The following is a 26,166-nucleotide window of genomic DNA, read 5'->3' on the forward strand; positions in this document are numbered from 1 at the left end:
CTGACGGAATCGACAAGGACGAACCTGACGGGACCGACCTCCGCCCACGCGCGGAGGCTCTCTCTTGCGCACCCCTCCCTTCACATGTCCTGAACGACCCCCGCAGCGCGCTTCCGTAACAACCGCTTCATCGCCCCCCCGGGCGCGCTCGCCCGGGGCTCGAGCGGCCCTCCCGCCGCGCTCGTGTCGGGCGGAGATACCCGATACAGTTTCGACATGAATCCGCTCGTCCCGGACTTCATCCTCGAACAGGATGCCGAAGGGCAATACGCGGGAGCGATCGACGCGGCTGTCCTGCACGTCTCGCTGCCGGCGATCGTGGAGCTCGCCGAGCAGATGATCGCGCGCCAGGCGCTCGATCCGGACGCGCTGCGATCGTTCTTCGATCCGCTGTTCGAGGCCGTGCACCAGTCGGGCGGGTTCGTCGCGACGCTGTCGCCCGCCGGCGGGTTCACGGCGCTGTTCCCCGATCGGCCAGGGCGCAACGTCACCCGGCACGCCCGCAGCGCGGCGCTCGCGATGCGGCGCAGCCTCCTGGAGCTCGCGGCGCGGCGCGCGCTGGGCGCCGGGGGCGCGCAGACGCCGTTCAGGATCGGGCTCGCCTGGGGCACGGTCCACTGGACGATCGTGCGCATCGCCCCGGATCGCGCGTACTTCCTCATCTACGGCCCCGCGATGGAGGCCTGCCAGGCGACCGACCGCGGGGTGGACGACAGCGAGCTCCACCTCGATCGCAGCTTCCGCGAGCGGCTCCCCGCGGCGAGCGCGCGGGAGAGCGTGGCGGAGCTCGACGAGGCCGATCTCCTGAGCGGGCCCCCCTCGCTGACGATCACGTCGGCCCCGACGGACGCGGACGTCGAGGCGTTCCTGCCGCCGGGCGCGGGCGATCTCGCGCCGGAGGGCGAGATCCGCGAGGTGACGACGGTGTCGGTCTCGCTCGATCGGGTGGAGAGCCCGACGGAGCTCCTCCAGCAGCTGCACGAGATCTCGGCGATGTACGGCGCGACGTTCGCCGGCATGACCGTGACCGAGCGCGGCTTCGGCGCGCAGTTCTACTTCGGCGCGCCCGTCGCGCACGAGAGCGACCACGATCGCGCCCTCGACTTCGCGCTCGAGCTGAAGAGCAACGGCCTCGGCGTGCCCCGGCTCGCGGTGGGCGTCACCCGCGCGCGCTGCCTGGTCGGCTTCTTCGGCGCCGTGGGCCGCCGCGAGTTCGCGTGCGTCGGCCGCGCCATCCACCTCGCCGCGCAGATCGCGCGGAAGGCCGCGCCGTCGTCGATCTGGGCGGACGAGCGGGCGTTCCGCGCGGGCGAGGCGAGCCACCAGTGGTCGACGGAGAACATCTTCCGGTTCGACGGGTTCGATCTGCCGATCCTCGTCTACTCGCTCGAGCGGCGGCGCATCGCGGTGCAGGAGGAGTTCTACGACCTCGGCCCCATCGGCCGCGAGGTCGAGCTCGGGCGGCTCACGCAGGCGCTAGAGCCCCTGTTCACCGGGCGCTCCGCGGGCGTCGTGTACATCCTCGGCGAGGCGGGCATCGGCAAGAGCTACCTCGTGCACAGCTACCGCCACCAGCGCGCGCAGCTCATGGACATGCGCCCGCTCCTGTGGATCGAGGCCCGCTGCGATCAGACGCTGAGGACCCCGCTCTACGCGTTCGAGTTCGCGCTCAAGGAGTACCTCGGGATCTCGTCGGAGCTCGGCCAGCGGGCCAAGGAGGCGGGGCTCGATCTCGCGCTGGAGCTCCTCCTGGAGCGGCTGCCCGAGAGCTGGACCGAGGTGCGGGCCGGGATCGACAGGTCGCGCGGGGCGTTCGCGCGGCTGCTCAGGCTGCGCGCCCACGAGGCGGGGGCCGAGGCCGGGGGGCGCGACGAGGTCCTCGAGGCGCTCGCCGCGCTGCTCGTCGCGGAGAGCTCGCTGCAGCCGGTGGTGGTGCACCTCGACGACGCGCAGTGGGCCGATCGGACCTCGCTCGACGCGGTGCGCGCGATCACGGCCGCCTGCAGGGACCTGCCGCTGGCGGTGATCTGCTCGGCGCGGCCGGCGGCGTCCTCGGGGGAGGGCGTGGACGCCCGCATCCCGCTCGACGCCGGCATCCCGTCGCAGGCGATCGAGCTCGCGCCGCTCCCGGCGGAGCGGCTGCTCGCGCTCGCGGAGCCGTTCTTCGGCGGCCCGCTCCCCACGATGCTCGGGTCGCTGCTCGGCGAGACCGCGGGGGGGAACCCGTTCTTCGCGCAGGAGATCCTCGCGTACTGGCTGGAGGACGGGCGGTACGGGTCGGCCCACGACGCCGCGCGATCGAGCCGGTTCATGCCGCCGCGGACCGTGAACAGCCTGCTCGTCGCGCGGCTCGAGCGGCTCGAGCCGCGCACGCGGCAGACGGTGATCTCCGCCGCGGTGCTGGGGCGCGAGTTCGACACGCGCGTGCTCGCCCGGATGATCCCGGACGCCTCGGCGCTCGTGGATCACCTGCGCTTCGGCGAGGCGCAGCGGATCTGGTCGCGGATGGGGGAGCACCGCTTCGAGTTCTGCACGGTGCTGATCCGCGACGCCGCGTACGGGATGCAGCCGAAGGAGACGGCGGAGCGGCAGCACCGCCTCGCGGCGGAGGCGATCGAGGCCGTCTACGGCGACGATCTCGAGGATCAGCGCGCGGCGCTCGACAGCCACCGGCGGCTCGCGGGCTGAGCGCGCCCGGCCGTTCTGGCCGGCGGGGCGCGAGCGGTACGTGAGGCGAGACGTGGAAGCGCGTGGAACCCCCTCGACGCCGCTTTCGAAGTGCGGCAACTGTCCGCGCATGAGCACGGCCCATCACGAGGCTCACGCGGCCCCGGCGCACGACGTGAGCGATCACCATGGCTTCGACGGGGAGCCCGCCCGCGCGCTGCCGGCGGACGAGCCGCCCACCCCGAACTGGGTCCCTGCGCTGGGGCTCGCGGTCTTCGTGGTGGCTGGCGTCGCGTTTCTCGCGATGAGCAGCGACGACGACGGCGCCGCAGGGCAGGCCGCGCCGGCGGGCGCGCGCCCGGCTGCAGCCGAGGTTCGCCCGGCCGCGGCCGGCGCTCGCCCCGCCCCCGCTGGCGCGCGCCCGGCGACCGCCGAGGCTCGCCCCGCGGCGCAGCCCGGCGCGCGCCCGGCGGCGCCGACCGGGCCCGCGGCAGGGGCGGCCGCGGAGGCTCTGAGCGCCGCCGCGGCCGCGCGCGCGGCGGGCACCGCCGCGCCGGGCCCGGCGAACCTGCGCAAGCTGACGCCGCAGGAGGTGGAGCTGGTGCGCAAGCGCATGGAAGCGCGGCAGAAGGACGGCGCCCCGGCGCCGTCGAAGTGAGCGAGATCGCGGTGGACCCCGCCGCGGCGCGCATGCGCACGGTGCTGGTGCTCGGCGCGGGCACGATGGGCCAGGGGATCGCGCAGGTCACGGCGATCGCCGGCTACGTGACGCGCCTGTACGACGTCGACGCCGCGCGGATCGGCGCGGTGATCGAGGACATCAAGCGCGCGACCGATCGCCTCGTCCAGAAGGGCAAGATGCTCAACGAGGCGCGCAGCGAGATGATCGGGATGCTCGTGGCGTCGCCGGATCTCGAGCGCGCGGCGGCGGACGCCGATCTCGTGATCGAGGCGGTGCCCGAGCGGATGGACCTCAAGGTCGAGGTGCTCGGCCGGGTGAAGGCGGCGGCGCCGGAGCGGGCGCTGCTCGGCACGAACACGTCGAGCCTGAGCGTCACGGAGCTCGGGCGCCGGCTCGGCGCGGGCGGGCGCACGATCGGCCTGCACTTCTTCAACCCGCCGCCGGTGATGGAGCTGCTCGAGGTGGTGCGGGGGCTCGAGACCGACGAGGCGACGGTGACGGCGGCGCTCTCGGTGGCGAGGCGCCTGGGCAAGACGCCGATCGTGGTGAACGACACGCCCGGCTTCGCGACGAGCCGGCTCGGCGTGGCGCTCGGCGCAGAGGCGATGCGGATGCTGGAGGCCGGGGTGGCGTCGGCTGTCGACATCGATCGGGCGATGGAGCTCGGGTACCGGCACCCGATGGGGCCGCTCAAGCTGACGGATCTCGTGGGGCTCGACGTGCGGCTCGCCATCCTGGAGCACCTCCACCGCGAGGTGGGGGAGCAGTTCCGGCCGCCGGTGATCCTGCGGCAGATGGTGCGGGCGGGGAAGCTCGGGAAGAAGACGGGGGAAGGGTTCTATCGGTGGACGGAGGCGGGGGCCCAGCCCAGCGACGGCTGGCGTCGCGGGTAGGGAGCGCGGCGGGCGCCGCGCGCGGCCGGGGGCGCGCTACCGGTTCAGCTTGTCCTTCTTGGCGTTCTCTTCGGCTTCCTTCAGGCGCTCGGCCTCGCGCTGGACGATACGCTCCTTGACCACGGCGTAGTCCTTCTCGTCCTTCATCCGCCGGTCGACCTGCTTCTGGCGCTCCGCCGCGGTCGCCGGATAGCCGGTCGCCTTGGGGTTGCTCGTCAGGTACGCGCTGTAGGCCCCCCACGCCTCCTTCACCGCCTGCCAGTTCTTCTGACGCTCGCGCAGATCGGCGAGGCAGAAGAGCACCTTGGCGTGGAGTTCCTCCGTGCCCTTCTTGCCGGTCGCCGTGGTCCAGGCCGTCTCGGCTTCCGCCATGTTGCCGGACTCCAGCATCGCCTCGCCGAGCAGGTAGAAGCCGAGCATCTTCGAGGAATCCTGCTTGATCGCCTCCTGGAAGGCCGCGATCGCGCCGGGGATGTCGCGCGCAACGAACGACGCCTGGCCCTTCAGGACCTGCTCCGTGTAGGGGCTGATGCCGGTGTGCCCGCTGGGATCTTTGCGCTGCGACGGAGCAGCGTCGGGCGCGGCCGCCGCCGGCTCAGGCGCAGCCGCCTGCGGCTTCTCCTTGCCCGCAGGCGGCTGGGCGGCGACCGGCGCCGCGGAGAAGACGACAGCGAGGGCGAGCGATGCGACGACAGCGAGCGAGCGGTCCTGCATGCCCGCCAAGGTACCGCAGCTCAGGCAGGCCGCGCTACTTCCGCCGCGGCCTGAACGGATCCGGCGGCAACCCGGCATCCGGCGGCTGCCCAGCGTCCGCCGGCGGCCACCCCGCGTCCACCGGCAGCCTCCCCGCGTCCGGCCACCCCGCGTCCACCGGCAGCCTCCCCGCGTCCGGCCACCCGGCGTCCACCGGCGGAAAGCCCCCATCGGGGCCGGCGTCCGGCCAGCCCGCATCCGCCGGTCCCCCGGCGTCCGCAGGCAGCTTGCCCGCATCCCCCGGCGCGCCCCCGTCGAGCGCCACCCCGCCCTGCGCGCCCAGCGCCACCAGGCGGCCGTCCGGCTCCGGCGGCCAGAAGAAGCGCTCCTCCGCGCCCGTCTTCCGGTCCACCAGCTTGACCCAGCTCGCGCGCGGGTTGTCCGCCATCTGCACGCTCAGCCGCGTCTTCACGCCGTTGTCGAACGTCGGACGGCGGGGCAGCACGCCCGGCGACCGCTCCGGCGCGTCCCCCGTCAGCGGCACGTTGAAACGGACCCGATCGAGGAGCTCCTGGCCAACGTACAGCTCGATCGCGAACCGGCCCATCATGCGCGCCGTCGCCAGAGGCCGGTCGAGCGTCACCGGTCGCACCCGCACGATCGCGCCCTTCACCTTCGCGTACTGCACGTCGAAGACCCACTGCTTCGCGCTGGGCCGCGGGGCAGGGTCCGGCGCATACCCCGCGCGGGACGGCGGAGCCTCCGGCTCGGCGACGGCGACCACGCCGGCGGCAGCAAGCGCAAGGCCAGCGAGGAGCCCCAGGGCGGCGCGGGTGAGAGGGCGAGGCGAGGTCATCGGGTACCGGGAGGAGGCCCGAGCGGCAGGGCCACCTCGAGCGTCGCGGAGAGCACCTCTTCCCACGTCGAGCCGTCGCCGTCGAGCGCCCCCCAGAGCTCGCGGAGCTCGTCCGGCACCGGCGCGATCGCCGCGCAGAGCTCGCCGCGCTCGTCCGGCACCGTGACGCGCAAGGCGTGCAGCGCGACGCGCGAGAGCGGGATCACCCGGCCCCTCGCCGTGGTCACCGACCGGGCCCCTCCATGGTCGCGGTCGCCCAGGAGCGGCGCCCCGGCGTGCGCCGCGTGCACCCGGAGCTGGTGCGTGCGGCCCGTCACCGGGTCGAGGCGCAGGAGCGTGGCCGGCGCCGCGCCGCCGCCCGCCGAGGCGACCGCGCGGTACCGCGTCGCCGCGTCTTTCGCGTCCGCGCCGCCTACCGCGGGCAGGCTGCGCCCGCCCCGCGCCCGCGCCGCACCGATGGGCGCATCCCACGTGCCCGCCCCGTCGACGCGACCCCCGGCGATGCCCACGTAGACCCGCGCGATGCGCCCCGCCTCGCGCATCGCGGCCAGGTGCCGCCGGCCCCGCGCGCCCGTCGCACACAGCACCGCGCCGCTCACGCCGACGTCGAGCCGCGAGGCCGCGTGCGGCAGATCGCGCAGCCCGAGCAGCTCCGCGACCTCCGTGACCAGCGACCGCGTGCCCCGGCGCTCCGGCTCCGTCGGCAGCGCCGCGGGCTTCGACGCGACAAGGAGCTCCCCCCAGCGCGCCAGCACCTCCACCGGCGGCGCCCCCGGCGCGTCGCGCCGCGCCGGCCACACCGCGAGCTCGTCGCCGACGGCCACCGCGTCGCCGGGCCGCGCGCGCCGGCCGTTCAGGAACGCGCGCCCCTCCGCCGCCGCGCCCGCGAGGCCCCGCGACGCCCCGCCCGCGCGCTCGAGGAAGTCGGCCACCGTGGGGCCGTCGGAGGGCCCGACGCGGAAGCGCGCGGCCGTCATCCGGGCGGCGCCGCGCGCGGGACAGCGCCGCCGCCGGGAGCTCCCCCGGCGACGACGCCCGGCGACGACGGCGAGGCGCGCTCGTCCAGGCGCTCGACAACGCCGCGATCGCCGTCGATGCGGAGCCGATCGCCCGTCTTGATCGCCAGCGTCACGCCGGGGACGTTCACCACCGCAGGGATGCCGTACTCCCGCGCGACGATCGAGGCGTGCGACATGGGGCCGCCGAGCTCGGTCACGACCGCGGCGGCCACCAGGAACAGGGGCGAGAGGCCGACGTCGGTCGTGCGCGCGACCAGCACCTCCCCCGGCGCCACCGCGTCGAGCGCCGAGGCGCCCGGATCGAGCACGCGGGCCCGCCCCTCGACGACCCCGGGGCTCGCCGGCAGCCCGAGCAGGCGCTCGCCGGACGCGGGCGGCAGCACGACCGGCGGCGGCCGGCCGATGAAGGTGGCCGGCGGATCGGGGCGCGCAGCGTCGCGGAGGTGCTCGGCGCGCCGCAGCCGGACGAGGTGGCCCACGTCGGCGCGACCGCTGGAGAGCGCCGTCGCGAGCTCTTCGTAAGTGCAGAAGAAGACGCTCCCGGGCTCCAGCGAGGGATCGATGCGCCGGAGGCGCCGGTCGATGTCGAGCGCGACCCTGCGCAGCATGCCGAGGACGCGCGTCACCCACGTGCGCATGCGCTCCCGCAGGCGCACGTAGCGCTGCGCGCGGCCGACGAGGGTGCGCAGGAGCGCGAGCTCCAGCCGCGGCACGCGCGTCTCGAGCATCGCCATCTCCCGATCGGCGAGCGCCCGGGCGCGCGCCAGCGCGCGCTCCGGATCGCCCGGCGCCCCGCGCAGCGACGCCGTGAGCATCGCGACGACCGGCGACGGGTCCTCCCGCCAGCGCGGCGTCGCGAGCTCCGCCTCGCGCACCGCGCGATCGCCGTAGGCGTCGAGGAACCGCGCGTACGCGTCGCGCGCCGGCCCCTCGGGCAGGTCGCGCGGCCACAGGACCCCGCCGGCGAGGAGCCGCTCGCGCGCCGTCCGATCCTGCATGACGAGCTCGGCGACCCGCGCGAGCTCGATGCCCGGCCCCGCGCTGTCGAGCTCGCGCACGCCGCCCGCGAGCACCTGCGCCAGGTGCTCGACGTTCGTCTCCGCGCGCCCGGCCGGCGCGTCGAGGTGCGCCTCCCCGGAGGCGGAGCGCGCGGAGGCGCGGCGGCCCGCGATGCGCTCGAGCGCCTTGCACAGCGCGAGGTGGCTCGCGAGCGACGCCGACGCGCAGTGCAGCATCCGCGTGCCGGTCCGCTCGAGCAGCAGGAAGACGCTCCGGAGCGTGGTGCCGATGGCGTCGTCCGGCAGGAGCGTCATGTCGAGCTCGGAGAGGGCGCGCTGCGCCCAGAGCGCCTCGCCCTCGTAGGCCGCCACCTCGCGCTCGAGCCGCGCCTGCCGGAGGAGGAGCCGCGGCCCCGTGAGCGGCAGCCGCGCATAGAAGCCGCGCCGCGAGACGCCCTCGCTCTGCTCGGCGAGCCGCGCGATGAGCGCCTCGCTCGCCCCGCCGCTCATGCCGAGCAGCGCGCGCGGCGAGAGCCCCGGGACCTGCGCCGCGATCCGCATGAAGGCGGTGAGGTTGAGGTAGAAGCGCCCGTGCACGTTGGCCACGAGGCGCGCGCCCCGCGGCACGCGGCAGCCGAGCGCGGAGAACGCCTCGCGGAAGCCCCGGTCGGAGAACGCCCGCGCCACCGACCAGGTGAGCGGCGTCGCCGCGCCGGGGAGCGCCTCGCCCACGTTGGCGCGCGACCAGATCGTGTCGGCGTCGCCGCCCTCGGGGAAGCCGCCGCCGCTCACCGGACGCACCTGGAGCAGCCACACGCGCCGCGCCACCGAGGAGGGCGCGCCTTCGCCGCCCTCCGACGCCGCCGGGGAGGGCGCGCCTTCCCCGGCTTCCCGCGCCACCGGAGCGGACGCGCCCGCCGCGGCGGCGCCCTCCAGCAGGTCGGACGGCGCTTCCCCGTCGACCACGCGCGCCGCGCCGGGCGGGCCCTCACCGCGCTCGTCGACCGCTTCGACCGCCTCGACCGCGAACTCCACGTCGAACGGGCCCTTGCCGCCCTGCTCGAGCCGCTCGGCGAGCTCGGCGAGCTGCCGCAGCGCGGCCTCGCCGAGCGCCGGCTGCTCGGCGCTCGGCTCGGGCACCTGGACCTCCTCGAGCCCGGCCGCGCCCACGACGAGCGCCCGCCGCTTCTGCGCCACCGCCGACGCGACGACCCTGCCGCCGTCGCGCGCGAGCCGGATCGTGTCGGCCGCCGCGGCGCCGTCGACGACCGGCGCGCCGAGCCCGAGCGTGGCGTTCACGAGCCGCTCGCCGGCGTGCCAGTGCTCGCCCTCGAGCCCCGGCGGGGGCGCGGTGAACAGCACGCCCGCGGCCTCGGCGCGCACCATCACCTGCAGCACGACGCCCATCGCGACGTCGCGGACGCCGGCGTGCGCGAGGTACGCGAGCGCGCGCGGCAGGAAGGCGCTCGCCCAGACCTGCCGGATCGCGGCGTCGAGCCCGGCCTCGCCGCGCACGCCGAGCACGGACGTCGCGAGCCCCGCCATCGACGTCTCCTCGCTGTCCTCGCACGTGGCGCTGGACCGCACCGCGAGGCCCCACGGGGCCTCCTGCTCGACGGCCTGCCAGAGCGCCCGCAGCGCGGTCGAGAGCGCCTCGGGCAGCGGCTCGCTCAGGATGCGGTCACGCGCGCGCGCCGCCCGGTCGACGCCCGCCCTCGTGCCCGAGAGCCGGATCAGCGTGGCGAGGTCGTGCCCCGGCGGCAGCTGCCGGTCGACGAGCTCCGTGAAGCACCGCGCGTCGAGCACCCACCCGCGCGGCACCGGGAAGCCGTCGCGGAGCAGGCGGCCGAGCGAGGCCGCCTTGCCGCCGACGCGCTTCGCGCTCGTGTGGCGGCGCAGGCCGGCGCTCTCGAGCGGCTTGAGCCACTCGCGCACGGTGGGCGGGTCGGTCGCGCTGTCGGCGCGGGCGGTGCGTGTGGGGTCGGCCACGTCGATGCCGAGGGAGTAACACGGTTCGGCGGCCTGGGTCAGGGGCATGTGACGGCCGGGCCGCCGCGATCACGGCGGCGGCAAACCGCGCTGGATCCGCTCGTGCCAGAGCACCATTTCAACGCCGCCCGGCCCCCGATTCCAGGCGTAGTCGTGCGGGCCGGGCACGACGAGCAGGGTGTGGGTCACGCCGTCCTGCCGCAGCCGATCGCTGAGCGCCTGGATGGCGGGCAAGAAGGGGTCGGCCTCGCTCGACACGAGCCGGAGCGCGACCGCGCGGCGCTCCATGGCCCGGCGCGCGAGCGCGGAGAACATCTCCGCCTCGCCCGCCCGCACCGCGGGCTGCAGGGCGCCGACCGCGCCGAAGACGTCGGGGAACGACAGGCCGACGAGCAGCGCGAGGCGGCCGCCGAGGCTCACGCCGTCGATGCCGGTGGCCTCGCACGTGGCCTGGCAGCCGCCCTCGGCGCGCGCGCGCGGCAGGAGCCGCTCGACGAGGAAACGGCCGAAGCCCGCGGCCCCCTCGACGGAGCGGTCGCGGAGGTCGGGCGTGAACGGCGTGGCGATGCAGAGCCCGCGGTAGGGGTGCTCCTTCAGCGAGGCGTTGAGCTGCGCGAGCCGCTCGGGCGTCACCATCTGCCCGAGATCGTCCGGCGTGAGCGGTGGCGAGCGGAGCCGCCGGAGGGCCGCGTCGAGGCCGTAGTCGTCGCGCCAGCCGCGCGCGCCGACCTCGAGGCCTCGCACCGCCTCGCCGCGCCCGTGCAGCGCGACGAGGAGCGGCGGCGCCGGCGCGGCCTCGGGCGCGAGCAGCAGCGCGCGCTGCGGGCCTTCGCCCTCGGAAGCGGGCTCGAACCGGAGATCCTTCCAGGCCGAGGGGGCCGCCTCCTCCGGCGCCGGCGGTGAGGAGCCTCGCCGGCACGAGGGCGCGGCGAGCGCGGCGAGGCCGAGCAGCGCGCGCCGGCGCGAGAGCGGGGGGATCGTCGTGGCGGCCATCGGCGGCGAGGGTAGCAGCGGGGCGCGGGCGCAGCCCTGGGCAGGCCCACGTGCCCCCATGTAGGCTGCATGGGTCCGGGCGGAGGCCCTCGAAGGGGGAGCGCTCATCGGCGAGACGCGCCGATCCTGACGAGGCCCGAACGGCTCCGTCGGCCCCGGGCGAGAGACCCGTGACGAAAGGGGACCGCTCATGAGCCGTGAGACGAAGGGGGACGTCGGGCCGCGCGCAGGCGGCGCGCCGGGCAGCGTGGAGGGCGTGATCGCGGACGACGTGAAGACGCTCCACAGCATGGGCTATGCGCAGGAGCTGCTGCGCAGGATGGGGGGCTTCTCCAACTTCGCGATCTCGTTCTCGATCATCTGCATCATCGCGGGCGGCATCACGTCGTTCCAGATGGGCTTTTGCAGCGTCGGCGGCGCCGGCATCGGCATCGGGTGGCCGGTGTGCAGCGCGCTCACGCTCTGTATCGCGCTCACGATGGGCCAGGTCGCGTCGGCGTTCCCGACCGCGGGCGGCCTGTACCACTGGGCCTCGATCCTCGGCGGCCGGGGCTTCGGCTGGGCCACCGCGTGGTTCAACCTGATCGGGCTGATCACCGTCCTCGCGGCCATCAACGTCGGCGCCTACCTGTTCATCATGAGCTCGCTCGGCCCGCTGTTCGGCGTGGATCTCGCCGCGATGCCCCCGGATCGCGCGCTGGTGACGCAGGCCGTCGGGGTCACGCTCATCACGGGGACGCAGGCGCTCTTCAATCACCTCGGCATCCGCGTCACCACGCTGCTCACCGACTTCAGCGGGTACCTCATCCTCGTCGTCTCGGTGATCCTCACCGCCGCGATGCTCTTCTACGCGCCCGCGATCGACGCCAGCCGGCTCGTCACGTTCACGAACTACAGCGGGCCGAAGGGGGGCGACGTGTGGCCGGAGACGGGCAGCATGACAACGCTGTTCCTCCTGAGCTTCCTCCTGCCCGCGTACACGATCACGGGGTACGACGCGTCGGCGCACACGTCGGAGGAGACGATCGGCGCGGCGCAGACGGTCCCGCGGGGCATCGTCCGGGCGGTGCTCGTCTCCGGCGTCTTCGGGGCGCTGATGCTGAGCGCGATCGTGCTCGCGATCCCGGACATGGATGAGGCGGCGTCGAAGGGCGGCGGCGTCTTCTTCTGGGTCATGGAGCGCGTCATTCCGGAGAACCTCCGGATCGCGCTCTACGCCGGCATCTCGGTGGCCCAGTACCTCTGCGGGCTGGCGACGGTGACGTCGGCCTCCCGCATGACCTTCGCGTTCGCCCGCGACGGGGGGCTGCCGCTCTCGGAGCAGCTGCGCAAGGTGAGCCCGAAGTTCCGGACGCCGGCGACGGCGATCTGGGTCGTCAGCGCGCTGACGATAGGCTTCACCGTGTACACGCCCGTCTACTCGACGATCACGGCCGTCTGCGTGATCTTCCTCTACATCTCGTACGTGATGCCCACGATGATGGGCGTGCGCGCCTACGGCCGCACCTGGGTGAAGATGGGCCCGTGGGACCTCGGCCCGCTGTACCGGCCGCTCGCGATCATCAGCGTCCTCGCGTGCCTGATGCTGATCGTGGTGAGCGTCCAGCCGCCGAACGACAAGGCTTTGGGCATCATGCTCATCGTGTTCGCCGTGACGGCCATCGTCTGGTTCGCGCTGGAGCGCCGCCGCTTCCAGGGCCCGCCCCAGGGGGTGATGATCCAGCAGCGAGAGCGGGAGATCGCGGAGGCGGAGCGGGCCGTCGGGCAGATCGCCGCGCGCGGCGAGCCGTAGGCATCCGGCGGAAGAGAGGGACGCAGCGGCCGGCAGAGAGGCTGAGAAGGCGAATCAGCCTCTGGAGGGGTCGAGGCGAGGAATCAGCCGCCAGAGGGGCTGAAAAGGAGGGGATAGGTCACGGTCACGATGCCGGCGTCCGGCGGCGGGAACGACAGCCCGTAGAACGAGCGCACCACGCAAGAGACCACGCCGGCGTCCGGCAGATCGGAGCCGCCGTTGTGGACGCTCGATACCGCCCCGTCGCGGCCGATCACGAAGCCGACCGACACGCGCCCGGTGAGGTTCGGGCTGTTGCGCAGCCCGTTCTCGTAGCAGAGCCGGAAGCGGCCGAAGTTCTGGCGCACGATGCGCTGGATGACCTCCGGCGGGATCCGGCCCGACACCGAGGGCGAGCCGACCCGCATGCGCGGCGCGCTCGCCTTGTGGCCAGGGCCGTTGGCGAAGCGCGACGCGCCGCCGCCAGGGCCGAAGCCCGGCCCATCGCCGACGCCGCTCCCGTGGTTGATGGTGCCGATCGACCCGATCCCGATGCCCGTGAAGCGCCCGTCGCCGCCCTCGCCGACGCCCGTCAACCCGAGCCCGCCCACGCCGCCCGACTCGTCGATCGTCTCACCCCACATGTTGGCGATCACGCTCCTTTCGCCGTTGCCGAGCGTGTCGGCGCCGCCCCAGGGCGCCGAGAGCGCGTTGGGATCGCCGCCGGACCCCGCATGGAGCACGCCGATCATGCCGAAGCGCGCCGCGTCGTCGAGCGCCTGGGCCCGCGAGATCCGCACGTCGCGGTTGTCCTTCGGCCCCTGGATCTCGAAGCGCCCGCCCGTCTTCCGGCTCGTCTCGCTCCCGGCCTTGCCCGACTCGCCCATCGCGGCCGCGCCGGAGCCGCCATCGCGCTCGGTCCGACCGCTCGCGTCGGTGACGTCCTTCACCTCGGGCAGCTCCTTCTCGGCGATCGCGCCGATCGCCTGCGCCATGAGGTAGGCCTGCTCCGCGCTCACGCCGCCGTCGTCGGCCATGGCGAGCGGGGGCATGAACGCGGCCATGGCCCCGAGCAGGCCGACGTGGAGCAGCGTCGAGAGCGCGGTGAACGGCAGGTTGCGGCGGTCCATGCCGGCCTTGCCCGCGACGCGGCGGCCCGCCCTGCCCACCGCCACCTCGAACCCGAAATCGCCGAGCTCGAGCCTCGCGCGAGCGCCGGGCGGCAGCGCGATCCGCCGCGCCCCGTCGAGCTCCGCGCACGGCGCCGCGCGGCCGGCGGCGATCGCCTGCGCGATCGTCATCCTGCAGCTGCCGAAGTCGATGGATCCCGACGCGCCCGGCGGGATGACGGCGCTCACCTCACCACCCTCGCTCACAAGCACGAGCGGCGCCCGCGCCGCGCCGAGCCGCTCCGCAGGTAGGAAGAAATCGCACACGCCCCCGGGGCCCTCCGCCTCGCCGACATGAAAGGCGCGCGGCGGCGTCAGGTGCGCCACGTGAAGCGGGGTGTTCCCCCACCGGATGATCACCTCGAGCGACAGCGCGTCGGTCTCGCACTCGTCGGCGGGGACGTCCGGCGCGCTCTTGACGAGCGCGTACGTATAGGAGCCCTCCGGCGCGTCCGCGGGCACGTCGGCCTCGATGGCCGGATACGGGCTGAAGGGCAGGTTGCTGAGGAACGGATTCGAGGGTGCGATGCCCGGAGCCATCTTGAACGTGTCCATCGGAGAACAGCCCTTTCCCTGCTCGCGCTCGCGCGCATGTCCGCGCGGCGAGCGGTCTGAATGGAGCGAGCCCTCGAGGGCCCGCCTCTCTCGGCGCGCCCCGGCGCACGCGCGGCGAGCTTCACCGCTCTCTGCGTGCGCCGCGGCTCACCGCGTCCACGCCAGGGATCGACAGCGCCGCCCGCCCCAGGTTCCGGAGCCGCGCCGCGATTTTCAGCGGCGCATCCGGGCGCCGGGGGGTTCCAGTTTCTGGACCGCCGCCCGGCGCCTCGAGGTGGTGGTGGCCCGCGCCATCACCCCGCGGGATCGCGCCGCCACCTCGAGCGGAACCGTAGGACGGCCGACGGCAGCCGACGGCGGTCGACGGCGCCCGGGTGGGCGCGATCCCCGCGTATCCCAGGGAGATCGCTGAAGCCTGGGGTGACGCGATGCCCCCGCTGGCGGACGCCAGGCGATGGCACGGAAGCTGCGAACAACGTGGGTGCGTTGGCGACGTCGTCGAGGTCGACGCCGTTGTCGACGTCAACGACGCGCGACCGCGCTGAACGGAGCGCGGCGCGCTGACGCCCGCGCCCGTCGACGCTGCCCGGCGAAGGTCCACGCCCGAGGTCCACGGGCGGCGCGCCCGTGGAGCGCGCGCCGGGCGGCGGGTCGCGGCGAACATCCACCGATCGAGACAACGAAGGAGTCGAGCGTATGAGCAACAGGCGATTGTTCCATGTCCTCGCAGGGGTTCCGGTGCTCGGGTGCCTCCTTGCGATGCCGTCGTCGGCGCGCGCGCAGCACGAGACGCACGTCTACGGGGTCGCGAACTTCGGACACACGGGGGAGTGCGAGGACGACACCAGCCTGTCGCACTCGGTGCACACGAGCACCGCCGCCGCCTTCGCGAGCACGTTCAACCTCCTCAGCATGGTCTCCCTCTGGGACGAGGTCTCGACGCGCAACAACACGAGCGCCCGGGGGAGCTACTGGACCGACTCGAGCCAGGCGGCGTCCTGCGCGTGCTCGGCGAACGACATGGCGTCCGGCTCGGGCGCGGACGAGGCCGATGTCGTCTTCATCCACACGCACGGCTGGCACGACGCCGGGAGCTCGTCGACGCCCGCTTACAGCGGCCTGGTCATGGGCAACGGCAGCTACGACTGCCGCGTCCTGACGAACGAGAACATGCTCTTCGGCAACCCGGGCACGGGCGGGGATCTGGAGATCGCGGTCGTCAAAGCATGCCAGTCGGGCGACTACGACGTGTGGAAGAACGGCGGATACCGGCAGCAGATCACGACCTCGGACAGCACCATGACGATGTGGAATGCGTTCCACGGCGACTCGTCGTGCGGCAATCACGTGAAGGACTACGTGGGCGACTACTCGATCAGCTCCATCTCCAACGGGGTGGGAGAGAACTGGATCGACGAGGCCTACGACGACAGCCAGTTCAGCAACGACGACGACTGCCCCGTCTCGATCGTGTTCGGCTCGTCGTTCGCGTCGCGGGAGCTCATGTACGAGTACGGCGGGTGGCGCGACCGGAAGAACACCGGACTGAAGACCGGCTCGACCATCTACTACGTCGCCGGCTGCGACCCCTCGAACGGGCGCGTGCTGCCCGGCGGATGAACGACGAACGCTGCGTGTTGCCCGAAGGATTCGAACGACAGGAGACATGACGATGACGACGCGAACGATTGGTTTCTGGGCCGCGCTCTCGATGACCCTCATCGCCTGCGGGGCGCCGGAGGTAGCGACCGAAGCGGGCGGCGACGACGGCGAGATCGCCGCGGCCGCGCAGGCGATCGAGGGGTTCACGTTCGACGCGCGGGAGCTCGCCACGGCGCCCGCCGCGAGGCTCCCGGCGGCCCGGCTGACGCTGCGTTCATTCGATGACGCGCTCATCCAGCGCTCGCTCATCGGGGCCGATCAGCAGTTCACGCCGCTCGGCGAGCTGGGGCGCCGGACGGAGCACGAGTCGGCGGACTGGACCTACGAGAAGGACCCGTCGAACGGCCAGGTGCTCGTCCTGCGAAAGACGCCGAGCGGGCCGCGGATCTCGCCGGACGAGGCGCTCCTCCGGCGGAACGCGCTGGCGCGCCTGAACAGCTGGGGCATACCGAACGACGAGATCGGGGCCGTTGTGCAGCGGAGGACGCTGCGCGAGGATCAGGACGGAACGGCGGCTTCCGCCCCGGAGGTCCATCGTTACAAGACGTTCGTGTTCCGGGCCGTGAACGGCGTCCGGGTCCAGGGGCACCGCGCGGTCGTGACCCACACGCTCGATGGGACCTTCAACCGCGCCCTCATCCGCTGGCCCGCCATCGCCTCGACGGGCCACCGGCTCCGCACCGCGCTCACGGCGCCGGAGATCGAGCGGCGCGCCGTGGAGGCGCTCTCGGCAGAGGGGGAGAGAGGCGGCAGCGTGCGGCTGCGCTGGAAGTACGTCGCCACGCCCCTCACGAGCGGAGAGGTGACCCTGACCCTGACCGTGGGCGCGATCCTGGGCGCCGAGGCCACGCCGAGCGGCGTCACCGAGGAGCCGCGCGAGGTCGACATCGACGTCGCCGCGCTGTGACGGGCGCGCCGGAGGAGAGGCGCCCGGCGCTGGACAGCGCGCGGGCGCGGGCCGCGCGAAACCGGATCGCAATGGTTCGGCGCCCGCTGGTTAAACGCGGCGGACCCATGGGACGAGGCCGTCAGGAAAACGTGTCGGCAACTCGCCGCATCGCTCGCGCTCCACCGCCGTACGATCCAAGCCGCATCGTTGATCCAGAGCCGCGCAGTCGGCCAGAACACACGAGTTGCGGTGGCGGTGCGCCCGTCATCGCGCATATAGTAAAGACCATGGGTGCGGCCAGGAGCAACGGTCAAGACCCCCTCATCGGCGCGACGATGGCCGATCGATACCGGATCATCTCGCTCATCGCGCGAGGGGGGATGGGCAAGGTCTACAGGGCAGAGCAGTTCGCGCTGGGCCGGGTCTGCGCCCTCAAGCTGCTCCTCCCCGATGAGCGCCTCGAGCAAGATCCGGAGTTCTTTCGACGCTTTTCGCGCGAGGCCGCGACCGCGGCGAGGCTCACCCACCCGAACTCCGTCACGGTCTTCGATTACGGCCGGGACGATCCGCGCGGGATCTACTTTATCGCCATGGAGTATATCGCCGGACGCACGCTCCACCGCGTGCTCCATGACGAGGGCGCGCTCCCGGAGGCGCGCGCGGGCCGGATCGCGCGGCAGATCTGCCGCGCGCTCGCCGAGGCGCACGGCCTCGGCCTCGTGCACCGGGATCTCAAGCCGGGCAATGTGCTCCTCGTCGACCAGGAGGACGAGAAGGACTTCGTCAAGGTGCTCGACTTCGGCCTGGTCAAGGACGTCTCGGGGCAGCAGCTGGACGAGCTGACGCAGAGGGGCCTGTTCATCGGCTCTCCCAAGTACACCGCTCCGGAGCAGGCGATGGGCCACGAGCTCTCGCCGCGCGCGGACGTCTATGCGCTCGGCGTCCTGCTCTACGAGATGCTCTGCGGCAGGGTGCCGTTCGACAGGAAGGTGGCCTCGGCGACGCTCATGGCGCACGTCCGCGAGCCGCCGCCGCCGCTCGCCGATGGCGCTCAGGGCGCGCTCGTGTCGCCGGCGATGACGGCCATCGTGATGCGGTGTCTCGAGAAGAGCCCTGACAGGCGCTTCCAGTCGATGAGGGAGTGCCTCACCGCGCTGAAGAGCGCGGCGGGCGAGCCGATCGACGTCTCGCACGTCTCGCACGTCTCGCACGCCTCGCGGGCCTCGGTCCCGGACCGCCTGTCCCTGGCGCAGCCCCGGGGCGCGCTGCCCTCCGCATCGTCGATCTCGGAGCTCCGCATCTCGGCCTTCTCGCCCTCTCCCAGCGAGCCGCTCGTGTCGCTTCGCCCGGCGCAGCTCGACTCGCTCTCTCCGCCGCAGGCCCCCGCGACCTTCAGCGGCTCCGTCGCCCCGCCCCGTCACGCGACCGTGTCCCTCTACCTGGTCGCGCTCGTGGCGGCGCTCGTCGGCGGGGGCCTGGTGCTGGCGCTCGGCTGGCGCGGGCCGGACGCCACGAGCACCCCTGCCGCCGTCCAGGCCGCCCCCATGCCCGTCGAGGCGTCAACGTCGACTACGTGTTCTCGCTCGAGCTGGTGCTGCCCTGATCGCTGGCAGCGCGGCCGGCCCTGAGCAAAGACCCTGGCCGAGAGGCAAACGACGACGTGAACGCGCATGGCAGGAAGGGGTCGGTTTGCGCTGGGCTGGTCCTCTGTTTCGCGGCGCTGCTCGGCTGCTCGCGGGAAGAGACCTCCCAGCCGGCCGCTGGGAGCGGGGCCGCGCGGCCGGCGGCGCAGCGGGCCGAGCTCGAGCCGGCGCCGGAGGGCGGCGAGCTTGCCGCGCTGGTGCAGCAGGCGCGGGAGCGCGCGCGGCGGGAGGGCCGCGAGCTCGTCGTCTACGTGGGCGCGCCCTGGTGCGAGCCGTGCACGAGGTTTCACGACGCGGTGAAGGCCGGCCAGCTCGACGCGGTCCTGCCTGCGCTGCGCCTGCTGGAGTTCGACCTCGACCGCGATCGGGAGCGGCTCGCCGAGGCGGGCTACGCGTCGGAGATGATCCCGCTCTTCGTCGTGCCCGGTGAGGACGGCCGAGGAACGCCCCTCCGCGTCGAGGGCTCGGTGAAGGGCGAGCGCGCGGTGGACGAGATCGTGCCCCGGCTCTCGGCCATCCTGAGCCGAGCGCGGGCCTCGGCGCGGTGATCCTCGAGGCGCGCCGGCGTCTCGGTGGACGCGCGGAGGCCGCGGCACCATGGAAGGGACCTCATGAGGACCGCCGCCCTGCTGCTCGCAGCCGCCGCCGTGTCGCTCGCCGGGGGCTGCCGCAACGGCGCCGGCAGCGAGCCTGCCCAGCCCATGCCGAACGTCACGCCGATCGACACGCGCGCCTCCGCCGACCCGGCGGTCGACGACGTGCCGCCCACGCCGCGGCCACCGAAGGAGGCCGATCCCACGAGCACCGACGCGTTCGAGGGCACCGCGGGCGCCACCGATAAGCCGCGCGCCGGCGCGAAGGTCGCGGTCCTGCGCGACGTGCGAACGGCCCGGCACGAGCACTACGACCGCGTCGTGTTCGAGTTCGAGGGGGACGCGGTGCCGGGCTACCACATCGATTACATCGACAAGCCGGTGCGCCAGTGCGGCTCGGGCGAGGCGACGGAGATCGCGGGCGACGGATGGCTCGCGGTGCGGATGACCCCCGCGGCGGCGCACAACGACGCGGGGAACGCCACGGTCCCGTTCCGCGAGCGGAAGCTCGCGCTCGGCGTGGCGCGCGAGATCGAGCGGACGTGCGACTTCGAGGCCGAGGTGACGTGGGTGCTCGGGGTCTCGTCGCCGAACCGGTACCGCGTCCTCGAGCTGACCAAGCCGGCGCGGCTCGTCGTCGACGTGAAGCACTGAGGCCGCGTCCACGGCACCCCTGCGGCTCCCCGCGCCGCGGGCGGGCCGCAGGGCGCGGCGCGCCTCCCGCCGCTCAGCCGTCCAGCGCGGGCCCGGGCTCGCCGTGGCGCGCCGGCGGCGGAGGCGCGTCGGCCGCCTTCGGCGGGGGCAGCCGCCGCGGCGGCACGACGACCTGCTTCGGCGGCGCGGCGGGGCCGCTGGACGGCCGCGGGATGTTGTAGACGCGCTTCGCCTGGATCGCCGTGGATCGAAGGCCGTTGGCCCGCTTGATCGCCTCCACGGTGGTGCCGTACTGCCGGGCCAGCGAGCCCAGGGTCTGCCCCTTCTTCGCGGTGTGGCGCACGTACTGCGACGTGGGCTTGATGGCCCCGCGCTTCACGAGCAGCGGATACGCGCGCGCGGCCGACTCCTGCGCGATCGGGCTGTAGAACCGGACGTGGATGTGGTTCGCGTGCCCGCGGGCGTGGCGGACGAGCGGGCGCATCTTCCTCGACCCGAGCTGGAAGACCTCGTCGAGCCAGTCCTTGTCCTCCCCGATCTTCAGCGCGTGCTCCTTGAGCAGCCGCTGCACGCTGCTGTCGATGAGGATGAGCTCCACGTCGGCCTCGGTGACGAGCGCCCGGACGAAGGCCCAGGTGCGCTCCCGATCGAGGTTCGCCGCCGTGGCCCGCTGGTACCAGCGGTGCCGGGCGTCGAGGAAATAGCTGATGTCGACGTCGCGCCCGGCCTGGTGGCTCTTGTGCGGCGAGAGGCGGCCGCCCTCCCGGGCGCTGATGTGCCCGATGTAGAGCTTCGGGCTCCCCGGGAACTGCCGGTGCACCTCGCCGATCGCCCGGTCGATCGCGTCGATCGTCTCGCGCGTCCCCCAGGCGTGGGCCGGATCGACGAGCTCCCACCGATCGCCCTCGGGCATCCGGACGCCGTTGAACAGCGCGCCCGCGTTGGTGGCGCCCAGCGACATCGGCCCGAGCGCCGCGGGATCCTTCGAGAAAAGCTCCTCGATCTGGGCCTCGGTCATCGCCGAGAGCGGCGAGTGCGCCCGCGCACCGGTGCCCGGATCTGCCGGCAGCTCCAGGCCGTCGTCGACCTCACCGTCGTCGTCGTCGACCTCGGCATCGTGGGCGTCCGCGAGCGCGGCCTCCTCCGCCGCCGTCCCGGGCGCGGGCGAAGGCGAGGCGCCGCGCTGCTCCGAGGACACCCCGGAGGCCACGCGCAGCAGGCCATCCTTGGACCGCGCCGCCTCCGGCGCCCTCCCGGCGCAGCCCGCGAGGAGGAGGGCGCAGAGGACGGAAACCAAGCTGCGGCGCCCCATCGCGGGCCACTATACTGACGCGAGGGAGCGACGCCAACCGCGGCCCCGCGCTCGCGTGCGGCGCGCTCCACGCGACGCGCGTTCAGCGTGAGCCCAGGTTACGGGGCGTTTATGCGGCGTTGCGCGATGTTTTGCAGCGGCGCTCGCGTCCGCGCACGAGGACGTTGCCGCCGCCGCGCCGGCGGCTACATGCTGCCCTCGTGCAACCGTCCCAGCGGAGCGGCCGCCCCGATCGGGCGGCCCGGGGGGCAGCCGCGCCGGCGCCGACGCCGGGGCCGGACAACGCGCCGCGCCACGACGACCGCGGTGAGCGCACGGGCGGGACGGGCGAGCGGCAGCCGGGCGGCGGGGGCCAGCAGAAGCTCTTCTCGGCCCGGGAGGCGGCGGGCAACGGGGCGGCGACGGTCGAGGGAGAGGTCGTCCGCGTCACCTACGAGAGCGAGTCGAGCGGCTTCCGGGTGCTGCGGGTGGAGGTCACCCCCGGCGCCCCGCCGGAGGTCTGGGTCGGCGTGGTCCCGCAGGTCGGGCCGGGCACGCGCGTGCGCGCGACGGGGCGCTACGAGCGCGATCCGAAGCACGGCGAGCAGCTCAAGGTCGAGACCCTCCTGCCGATCGCCCCCGCCACGCTCGATGGGCTCGAGCGCTACCTCGGGTCCGGCATGGTGCAGGGCATCGGCCCGGCGTACGCGAAGCGGATCGTGGAGGCGTTCGGCACGGAGACGCTGGAGATCCTCGACCGGTCGCCGGAGCGGCTCGCCGAGGTCCCCGGGCTCGGCCAGCGGCGCGCGCAGGCCGTCGCGAAGGCGTGGGCGGCGCAGCGGGCGATCGGGGCCATCATGATCTTCCTCCAGGCGCACGGCGCCTCCCCGGCGCTGGCGAGCCGCATCTACAAGCGGTTCGGCCCCCACGCGATCGACATCGTCTCCCGCTCCCCGTACCGGCTCGCGCTCGACGTGTGGGGCATCGGCTTCAAGACCGCCGACCGAATCGCGCGCTCGATCGGCGTCCGGGCCGACTCGCCGGAGCGGGCGCAGGCGGGCGTGCTGCAGACGCTGGTCGATCTGTCGACGCGCGGCCACACGCTCGCGGCGCGGCCGGAGCTCGCGGAGCTCGCCGCGGCGATGCTCGAGCGCGACGCGGCCGAGGTCGACAGCGCGATCGACGCGCTCGTGGCGAGCGGCCATGTGCGGGTCGAGACGCTCGAGACCGGCGAGGTGGCCGTCTACCCGAAGGACCTCCACGAGGCCGAGGTGCGGCTCGCCCGCCGGATGCGCTCCTTGCTGGGCGACGGCGAGGACGGCGCGGCGCCCGAGGCGCGCCTCGTGGAGGGCGTCGACGCGGCGATCGCCGCGTTCGAGGCGAAGACGCAGGTCTCGCTGGCGCCTGCCCAGCGGGACGCCGTGGCGCAGGCGGCGCGGAACAAGGTGCTGGTCATCACGGGCGGCCCGGGCGTTGGCAAGACGACCATCGTCCGGGCCATCCTGGCGCTCTTCGACCGCGCCCGGCTCCCGGTGCGGCTCGCCGCGCCCACGGGCCGCGCCGCGAAGCGGATGAGCGAGGCGACCGGACGCGACGCCGTCACGCTCCACCGCCTGCTGGAGTTCGATCCCAAGCAGCGCAAGTTCGGCCGCCAGCGAAGCCGGCCGATCGAGGCGGGGGCCATCGTGGTCGACGAGGCCTCGATGCTCGATCTGGCGCTCGCCGACGCGCTCCTGCAGGCGACGTCCGACGGCGCGCGCCTCGTGCTGGTGGGCGACGTCGATCAGCTCCCGTCGGTGGGGCCGGGCGCGGTGCTGCGAGACGTGATCGCCTCCGGCGAGGTGCCCACGGCGCGGCTCACGCAGATCTTCCGCCAGGCCGAGGGCAGCCTCATCGTCCGGAACGCGCACCGGATCCACGACGGCGAGCCGCCGGAGGGCGCGCGCGGTCCCGGCGGCGAGTTCTACGTGATCGAGCGCATCGAGGCCGAGGCGGCGGCGGATCTGATCCTCCACCTCGTGACGGAGCGTATCGGCAAGGGGTTCGGGCTGGACCCACGGCGCGACGTCCAGGTCCTGACGCCGATGCACAAGGGCGAGGCGGGGGCGATCACGCTCAACGCGCGGCTGCAGGCGGCGCTGAACCCCGAGGGCCCGAGCGTCACGCGCGGCGCGAGGACGTTACGGCTCGGCGACAAGGTGATGCAGCTCCGCAACGACTACGACCGCGAGGTGTACAACGGCGACGTCGGCTTCATCACGGACGTGAACACCGAGGAGCGGAAGCTCCAGGTGCGCTTCGACGATCGCGAGGTCAGCTACGAGGAAGCGGAGATCGACGAGCTGACGCTCGCCTATGCGACGAGCATCCACAAGAGCCAGGGGAGCGAGTATCCGGCGGTGATCGTGCCGATCCTCACCCAGCATTTCGTGATGCTGTCGCGCAACCTCATCTACACGGCGGTGACGCGCGGCAAGCGGCTCGTGGTGCTCGTGGCGGATCCGCGGGCCGTGTCGCTGGCGCTGGCGGAGACCCGCCGCGAGGAGCGCCGCACGCACCTCGCGGAGCGGCTGCGCGGCGGCGCGCCGGCGCGCGCTGGATCGGCGCGCACGCTCGAGGCACCCCTCGCCGCCGGCCCACGACTCGACTAGGACGGCGCCCGAGAGGGCGAGCGAGATGGGCGTCCGAGACGGCGATAGCGACAGCGAGCACGACAGGGATCACACGAGCGACCGCGAGGCGGCGACGGCGACGCAAACCGCAGCGGCGCAGCCGGCTTCGAGCGCGGGGACCGCGGCGAGGTTCACGGTCGCGACGCGCGGACTCACGGGTGGAGGCGGCGGAAGCGGTGGAAGCGGCGGAAGCGCGTCTGGCCCGAACGCGACGGCCGCGATGAGGCCGCGCGCGCTCCGAGCTCCCCCGTTGCCCGGCTGGGTCCTCCCTGCTAGCGTTCGCGCCCCTTCTACACGAACTACGGCCCCCATCATGACGGCGCGCAGGGTACCGGGGCGAGGCTGGGCGATGCCTGCGCCTCGGCGCGCGTGGGGGAGAGATCTCGGAGCATCGACGATGACGACCAACGGACAGCAGCAGGCGGGTGGGCTCAACATCACCGGAGGGGCGGCGATCGTCGCGCCCGTGAGCGCGTTTCCGAACGGCGTGCCGGGGAACGCGCTCATCGTCATCCCGATGAACAAGCCGACCGACGAGCTGAAGGGCCTGCTCGAGCAGGGTCCCACGGCGGTGACCCTCGAGCAGATGTGGCAGCTCCTCGGCTTCAACGGGCCGGCGGTGCAGGTGCAGGACGATCAGGGGCGCCCGATCGCGATCGGCCTGGAGGACCTGCTCTCGGGGCTCGAGAAGCACTGGACCGAGCAGCCTGACGACCTGAACCGCGGGCGCATCTACGCGCAGGAGCTCCTCAAGCACAACCGGCTGGCGCGCGCCGAGCAGGTGCTCTCGAAGGTGGTCGCGAAGGGCGGTACGGGCGACGACTGGCTCGCGCTCGGCATCGCGCAGCTCTCGCAGGACAAGCATGACAAGGCCGAGGGGACGCTGAAGGGCGCGCAGAACCTGCTCAAGGACAACCCCTACCCCTCGCTGCACCTCGCGAAGCTCTACCAGGCGAAGAAGGACGACGCGAAGGAGCGCGAGTTCATCGAGAAGGCGCTCGCCATCGACGTGGACTGTATCGACGCGTGGGCCTACCTCTTCCAGTACGAGAAGCAGCGCGGCGACGAGGCGAGCGCGGTCGCCGCGATCGAGAAGTTCTCGGCCGACAAGAAGACGGCCGCGCCGTACATCGCGATCCAGGGCTTCTACGCGGCCAACGAGGAGACGCGGGACAAGGCGGTCGAGTACGCCAAGAAGGCGGTCGCGCAGAACCCGGACAACCCGCTGGCGCTGCTCTGCCTGTCGGCGCTCTACGGGCAGAAGAACGACCTCGAGGCGGTGGTCCGCCTGCTCCAGCCGCACGAGGCGAAGATGAGCCGCGACGTGCGCCTGGCGAACAACTACTTCGAGGCGCTGTTCCAGTCGCGCCAGCTCGAGAAGGTGACCAAGCTGCTGAATGCCCTCGCGGGCTCTCCGAACAAGGAGGTCAAGCAGTTCGCCATCGAGCGGTCGCGCGCCGTCGCTCAGTACCTGCAGCAGCAGCAGCAGCAGCTCGCCGCGGCGGCCCAGCCGGCGCAGCAGCGCAAGGCCTGACGCGCACCAAGGCGTGGGGGAGCGCTGAGCGGCGCTCCTCCGCTGCCCCGGCGCTCGCCGCTCCCCGTCTGCCGGCGCTCAGTGACCGAAGGCGCGGCGGATGGCTTCGGCGATGCCGCCGCCCACCAGGCCGTCGGCCTTCAGGCGGTCCGTCGCCGCCTGCTTCACCTGCTCGGGCGCCTGCGCCATCGCGAACGATCGCCCCGCCACCTCGAACATCGGCACGTCGTTGAGCCAGTCGCCGACGACGACCACGTCCGACAGCTCGCAGCCGTGGTGCTCCGCGAGCCACGCGATCGCCGTGCCCTTCGTCGGCCCAGCGGCCCGGACCATCATCGCGAAGAGGCTCGTCTGGTCGTCCCGCATGAGGGGGAACGAGACGACGAAGGCCGCTTCACCGAGCTCGGCTCGGACCTCCTCGACGGCCGCCGCGACCTGGAGCTCGGTCCCGAGCGCGACCAGCGCGAGCAGGCCGTGGTCGTGCTCCCAGTACGGGTGCGACGAGACGCGCTCGACCTCGGCGATGGCGTGCGACCAGCCCCGGACATAGTGGACGTGCGGCGCGCCCGTCGCGTCGTGGACGATGCTGTCCTGCGCGAAGAGGAACGACGCCGTCGCATGCCGCTCGGTGATCGAGCGCAGGAGGGACGCCTCGGCGCCGGAGATCGTGCGCGAGTACAGGTGCGCGTCGCCCTCGGTGTGCACGATGTGGCTGCCGTCGACGCACGCGATGGGGCCGAGCACGCCGATCCGCCGCGCGACCTCGCGCGTCCCCGAGTACAGACGCCCGGTCGCGATCGAGACCGGGACGCCGGCATCCTGGAGCCGCTGGATGGCGCGGAGGTCCTCGTCGTGGATGGACCCATCACGACGGACAAGGGTCCCGTCGACGTCGAGGGCGAGGAGCTTGTAGGTCGTCACCGCGCTTGAGTAGCTCGGAAGC

Annotated in this window: 20 protein-coding genes; 11 read left to right on the plus strand and 9 right to left on the minus strand. The window is 73.7% G+C overall.

The features are described from left to right. Positions 1-80: 80 nt before the first annotated feature. Positions 81-218, minus strand: a complete 138-nt coding sequence (locus WMF46_RS42445) for a hypothetical protein (protein ID WP_437982450.1) — start codon at positions 216-218, stop codon at positions 81-83. Here WMF46_RS42445 and WMF46_RS42450 point away from each other — a divergent pair. The 3 genes from WMF46_RS42450 (at position 217) to WMF46_RS42460 (ending at position 4,242) form a co-directional block, all read left to right on the plus strand. Then, positions 217-2,688 carry an AAA family ATPase gene (locus WMF46_RS42450; RefSeq protein ID WP_437982451.1) on the plus strand — a complete coding sequence of 824 codons (2,472 nt, stop codon included), beginning with the start codon at positions 217-219 and terminating at the stop codon, positions 2,686-2,688. The genes WMF46_RS42445 and WMF46_RS42450 overlap by 2 nt on opposite strands. 109 nt (positions 2,689-2,797) lie before the next feature. Then, positions 2,798-3,325: a hypothetical protein gene (locus WMF46_RS42455; RefSeq protein ID WP_437982452.1), complete on the plus strand. Its 528-nt coding sequence runs from the start codon at positions 2,798-2,800 to the stop codon at positions 3,323-3,325. Next, entirely contained in the window at positions 3,322-4,242 is a 921-nt protein-coding gene (locus WMF46_RS42460) for a 3-hydroxyacyl-CoA dehydrogenase family protein (RefSeq protein WP_437982453.1), read from the plus strand. The genes WMF46_RS42455 and WMF46_RS42460 overlap by 4 nt, the downstream gene beginning before the upstream one ends. Before the next feature lie 36 nt (positions 4,243-4,278). Here the strand turns inward: WMF46_RS42460 and WMF46_RS42465 are convergent, their stop codons facing one another. Genes WMF46_RS42465 through WMF46_RS42485 form a run of 5 tightly spaced genes read right to left on the minus strand, consistent with a single transcriptional unit; the run spans position 4,279 to position 10,790 of the window. Next, positions 4,279-4,956, minus strand: a complete 678-nt coding sequence (locus tag WMF46_RS42465) for a hypothetical protein (RefSeq protein WP_437546473.1) — start codon at positions 4,954-4,956, stop codon at positions 4,279-4,281. Positions 4,957-4,990: 34 nt separating this feature from the next. Beyond that, positions 4,991-5,791: a hypothetical protein gene (locus tag WMF46_RS42470; protein ID WP_437982454.1), complete on the minus strand. Its 801-nt coding sequence runs from the start codon at positions 5,789-5,791 to the stop codon at positions 4,991-4,993. Continuing rightward, positions 5,788-6,768 carry a pseudouridine synthase gene (locus tag WMF46_RS42475; protein WP_437982455.1) on the minus strand — a complete coding sequence of 327 codons (981 nt, stop codon included), beginning with the start codon at positions 6,766-6,768 and terminating at the stop codon, positions 5,788-5,790. The genes WMF46_RS42470 and WMF46_RS42475 overlap by 4 nt, the downstream gene beginning before the upstream one ends. Then, the gene (locus WMF46_RS42480; protein WP_437982456.1) at positions 6,765-9,845 is read right to left on the minus strand and encodes a PEP/pyruvate-binding domain-containing protein; all 3,081 of its coding nucleotides are present in this window, start codon (positions 9,843-9,845) and stop codon (positions 6,765-6,767) included. Before WMF46_RS42480 ends, WMF46_RS42475 begins: the two co-directional genes overlap by 4 nt. Positions 9,846-9,866: 21 nt before the next feature. Next, positions 9,867-10,790: an alpha/beta hydrolase gene (locus WMF46_RS42485; RefSeq protein WP_437982457.1), complete on the minus strand. Its 924-nt coding sequence runs from the start codon at positions 10,788-10,790 to the stop codon at positions 9,867-9,869. A 289-nt stretch (positions 10,791-11,079) separates the two neighbouring features. On the opposite strand from WMF46_RS42485, the gene WMF46_RS42490 reads away from it, so the two are divergent. After that, positions 11,080-12,582: an amino acid permease gene (locus tag WMF46_RS42490; protein WP_437988000.1), complete on the plus strand. Its 1,503-nt coding sequence runs from the start codon at positions 11,080-11,082 to the stop codon at positions 12,580-12,582. Between the two features lie 83 nt (positions 12,583-12,665). Here WMF46_RS42490 and WMF46_RS42495 read toward each other — a convergent pair whose 3' ends face one another. Beyond that, positions 12,666-14,285, minus strand: coding sequence for an AgmX/PglI C-terminal domain-containing protein (locus tag WMF46_RS42495; protein ID WP_437982458.1), 1,620 nt, complete (start codon positions 14,283-14,285; stop codon positions 12,666-12,668). 696 nt (positions 14,286-14,981) lie between these two features. On the opposite strand from WMF46_RS42495, the gene WMF46_RS42500 reads away from it, so the two are divergent. From WMF46_RS42500 to WMF46_RS42520, 5 genes are all read left to right on the plus strand, one after another. After that, positions 14,982-15,905 carry a hypothetical protein gene (locus WMF46_RS42500; RefSeq protein ID WP_437982459.1) on the plus strand — a complete coding sequence of 308 codons (924 nt, stop codon included), beginning with the start codon at positions 14,982-14,984 and terminating at the stop codon, positions 15,903-15,905. 52 nt (positions 15,906-15,957) lie between these two features. Further along, on the plus strand, positions 15,958-16,854 hold the full coding sequence (locus WMF46_RS42505; RefSeq protein ID WP_437982460.1) for a hypothetical protein: 897 nt from the start codon (positions 15,958-15,960) through the stop codon (positions 16,852-16,854). 269 nt (positions 16,855-17,123) lie between these two features. After that, the gene (locus WMF46_RS42510; protein ID WP_437982461.1) at positions 17,124-18,464 is read left to right on the plus strand and encodes a protein kinase domain-containing protein; all 1,341 of its coding nucleotides are present in this window, start codon (positions 17,124-17,126) and stop codon (positions 18,462-18,464) included. A gap of 32 nt (positions 18,465-18,496) precedes the next feature. Further along, positions 18,497-19,027, plus strand: coding sequence for a thioredoxin (locus WMF46_RS42515; RefSeq protein WP_437982462.1), 531 nt, complete (start codon positions 18,497-18,499; stop codon positions 19,025-19,027). A gap of 63 nt (positions 19,028-19,090) precedes the next feature. Then, positions 19,091-19,726 carry an AMIN-like domain-containing (lipo)protein gene (locus tag WMF46_RS42520; RefSeq protein WP_437982463.1) on the plus strand — a complete coding sequence of 212 codons (636 nt, stop codon included), beginning with the start codon at positions 19,091-19,093 and terminating at the stop codon, positions 19,724-19,726. A 73-nt stretch (positions 19,727-19,799) separates the two neighbouring features. Here the strand turns inward: WMF46_RS42520 and WMF46_RS42525 are convergent, their stop codons facing one another. Then, a complete protein-coding gene (locus WMF46_RS42525; RefSeq protein WP_437982464.1) occupies positions 19,800-21,023 on the minus strand; it encodes a LysM peptidoglycan-binding domain-containing protein in 1,224 nt (407 codons plus the stop codon). 215 nt (positions 21,024-21,238) lie between these two features. On the opposite strand from WMF46_RS42525, the gene recD2 reads away from it, so the two are divergent. Together recD2 and WMF46_RS42535 are read left to right on the plus strand one after the other, a co-directional pair. Beyond that, positions 21,239-23,668, plus strand: coding sequence for an SF1B family DNA helicase RecD2 (gene recD2 / locus WMF46_RS42530; protein WP_437982465.1), 2,430 nt, complete (start codon positions 21,239-21,241; stop codon positions 23,666-23,668). 418 nt (positions 23,669-24,086) lie between these two features. Next, a complete protein-coding gene (locus tag WMF46_RS42535; protein ID WP_437982466.1) occupies positions 24,087-25,223 on the plus strand; it encodes a tetratricopeptide repeat protein in 1,137 nt (378 codons plus the stop codon). A 78-nt stretch (positions 25,224-25,301) separates the two neighbouring features. On the opposite strand, the gene WMF46_RS42540 is transcribed toward WMF46_RS42535, so the two are convergent. Further along, complete coding sequence (locus WMF46_RS42540) at positions 25,302-26,144, minus strand: HAD family hydrolase (protein ID WP_437905099.1); 843 nt, start codon at positions 26,142-26,144, stop codon at positions 25,302-25,304. Positions 26,145-26,166: the final 22 nt, after the last annotated feature.

The organism is Sorangium sp. So ce117, from assembly GCF_051524395.1.
GTDB lineage: Bacteria > Myxococcota_A > Polyangia > Polyangiales > Polyangiaceae > Sorangium > Sorangium cellulosum_B.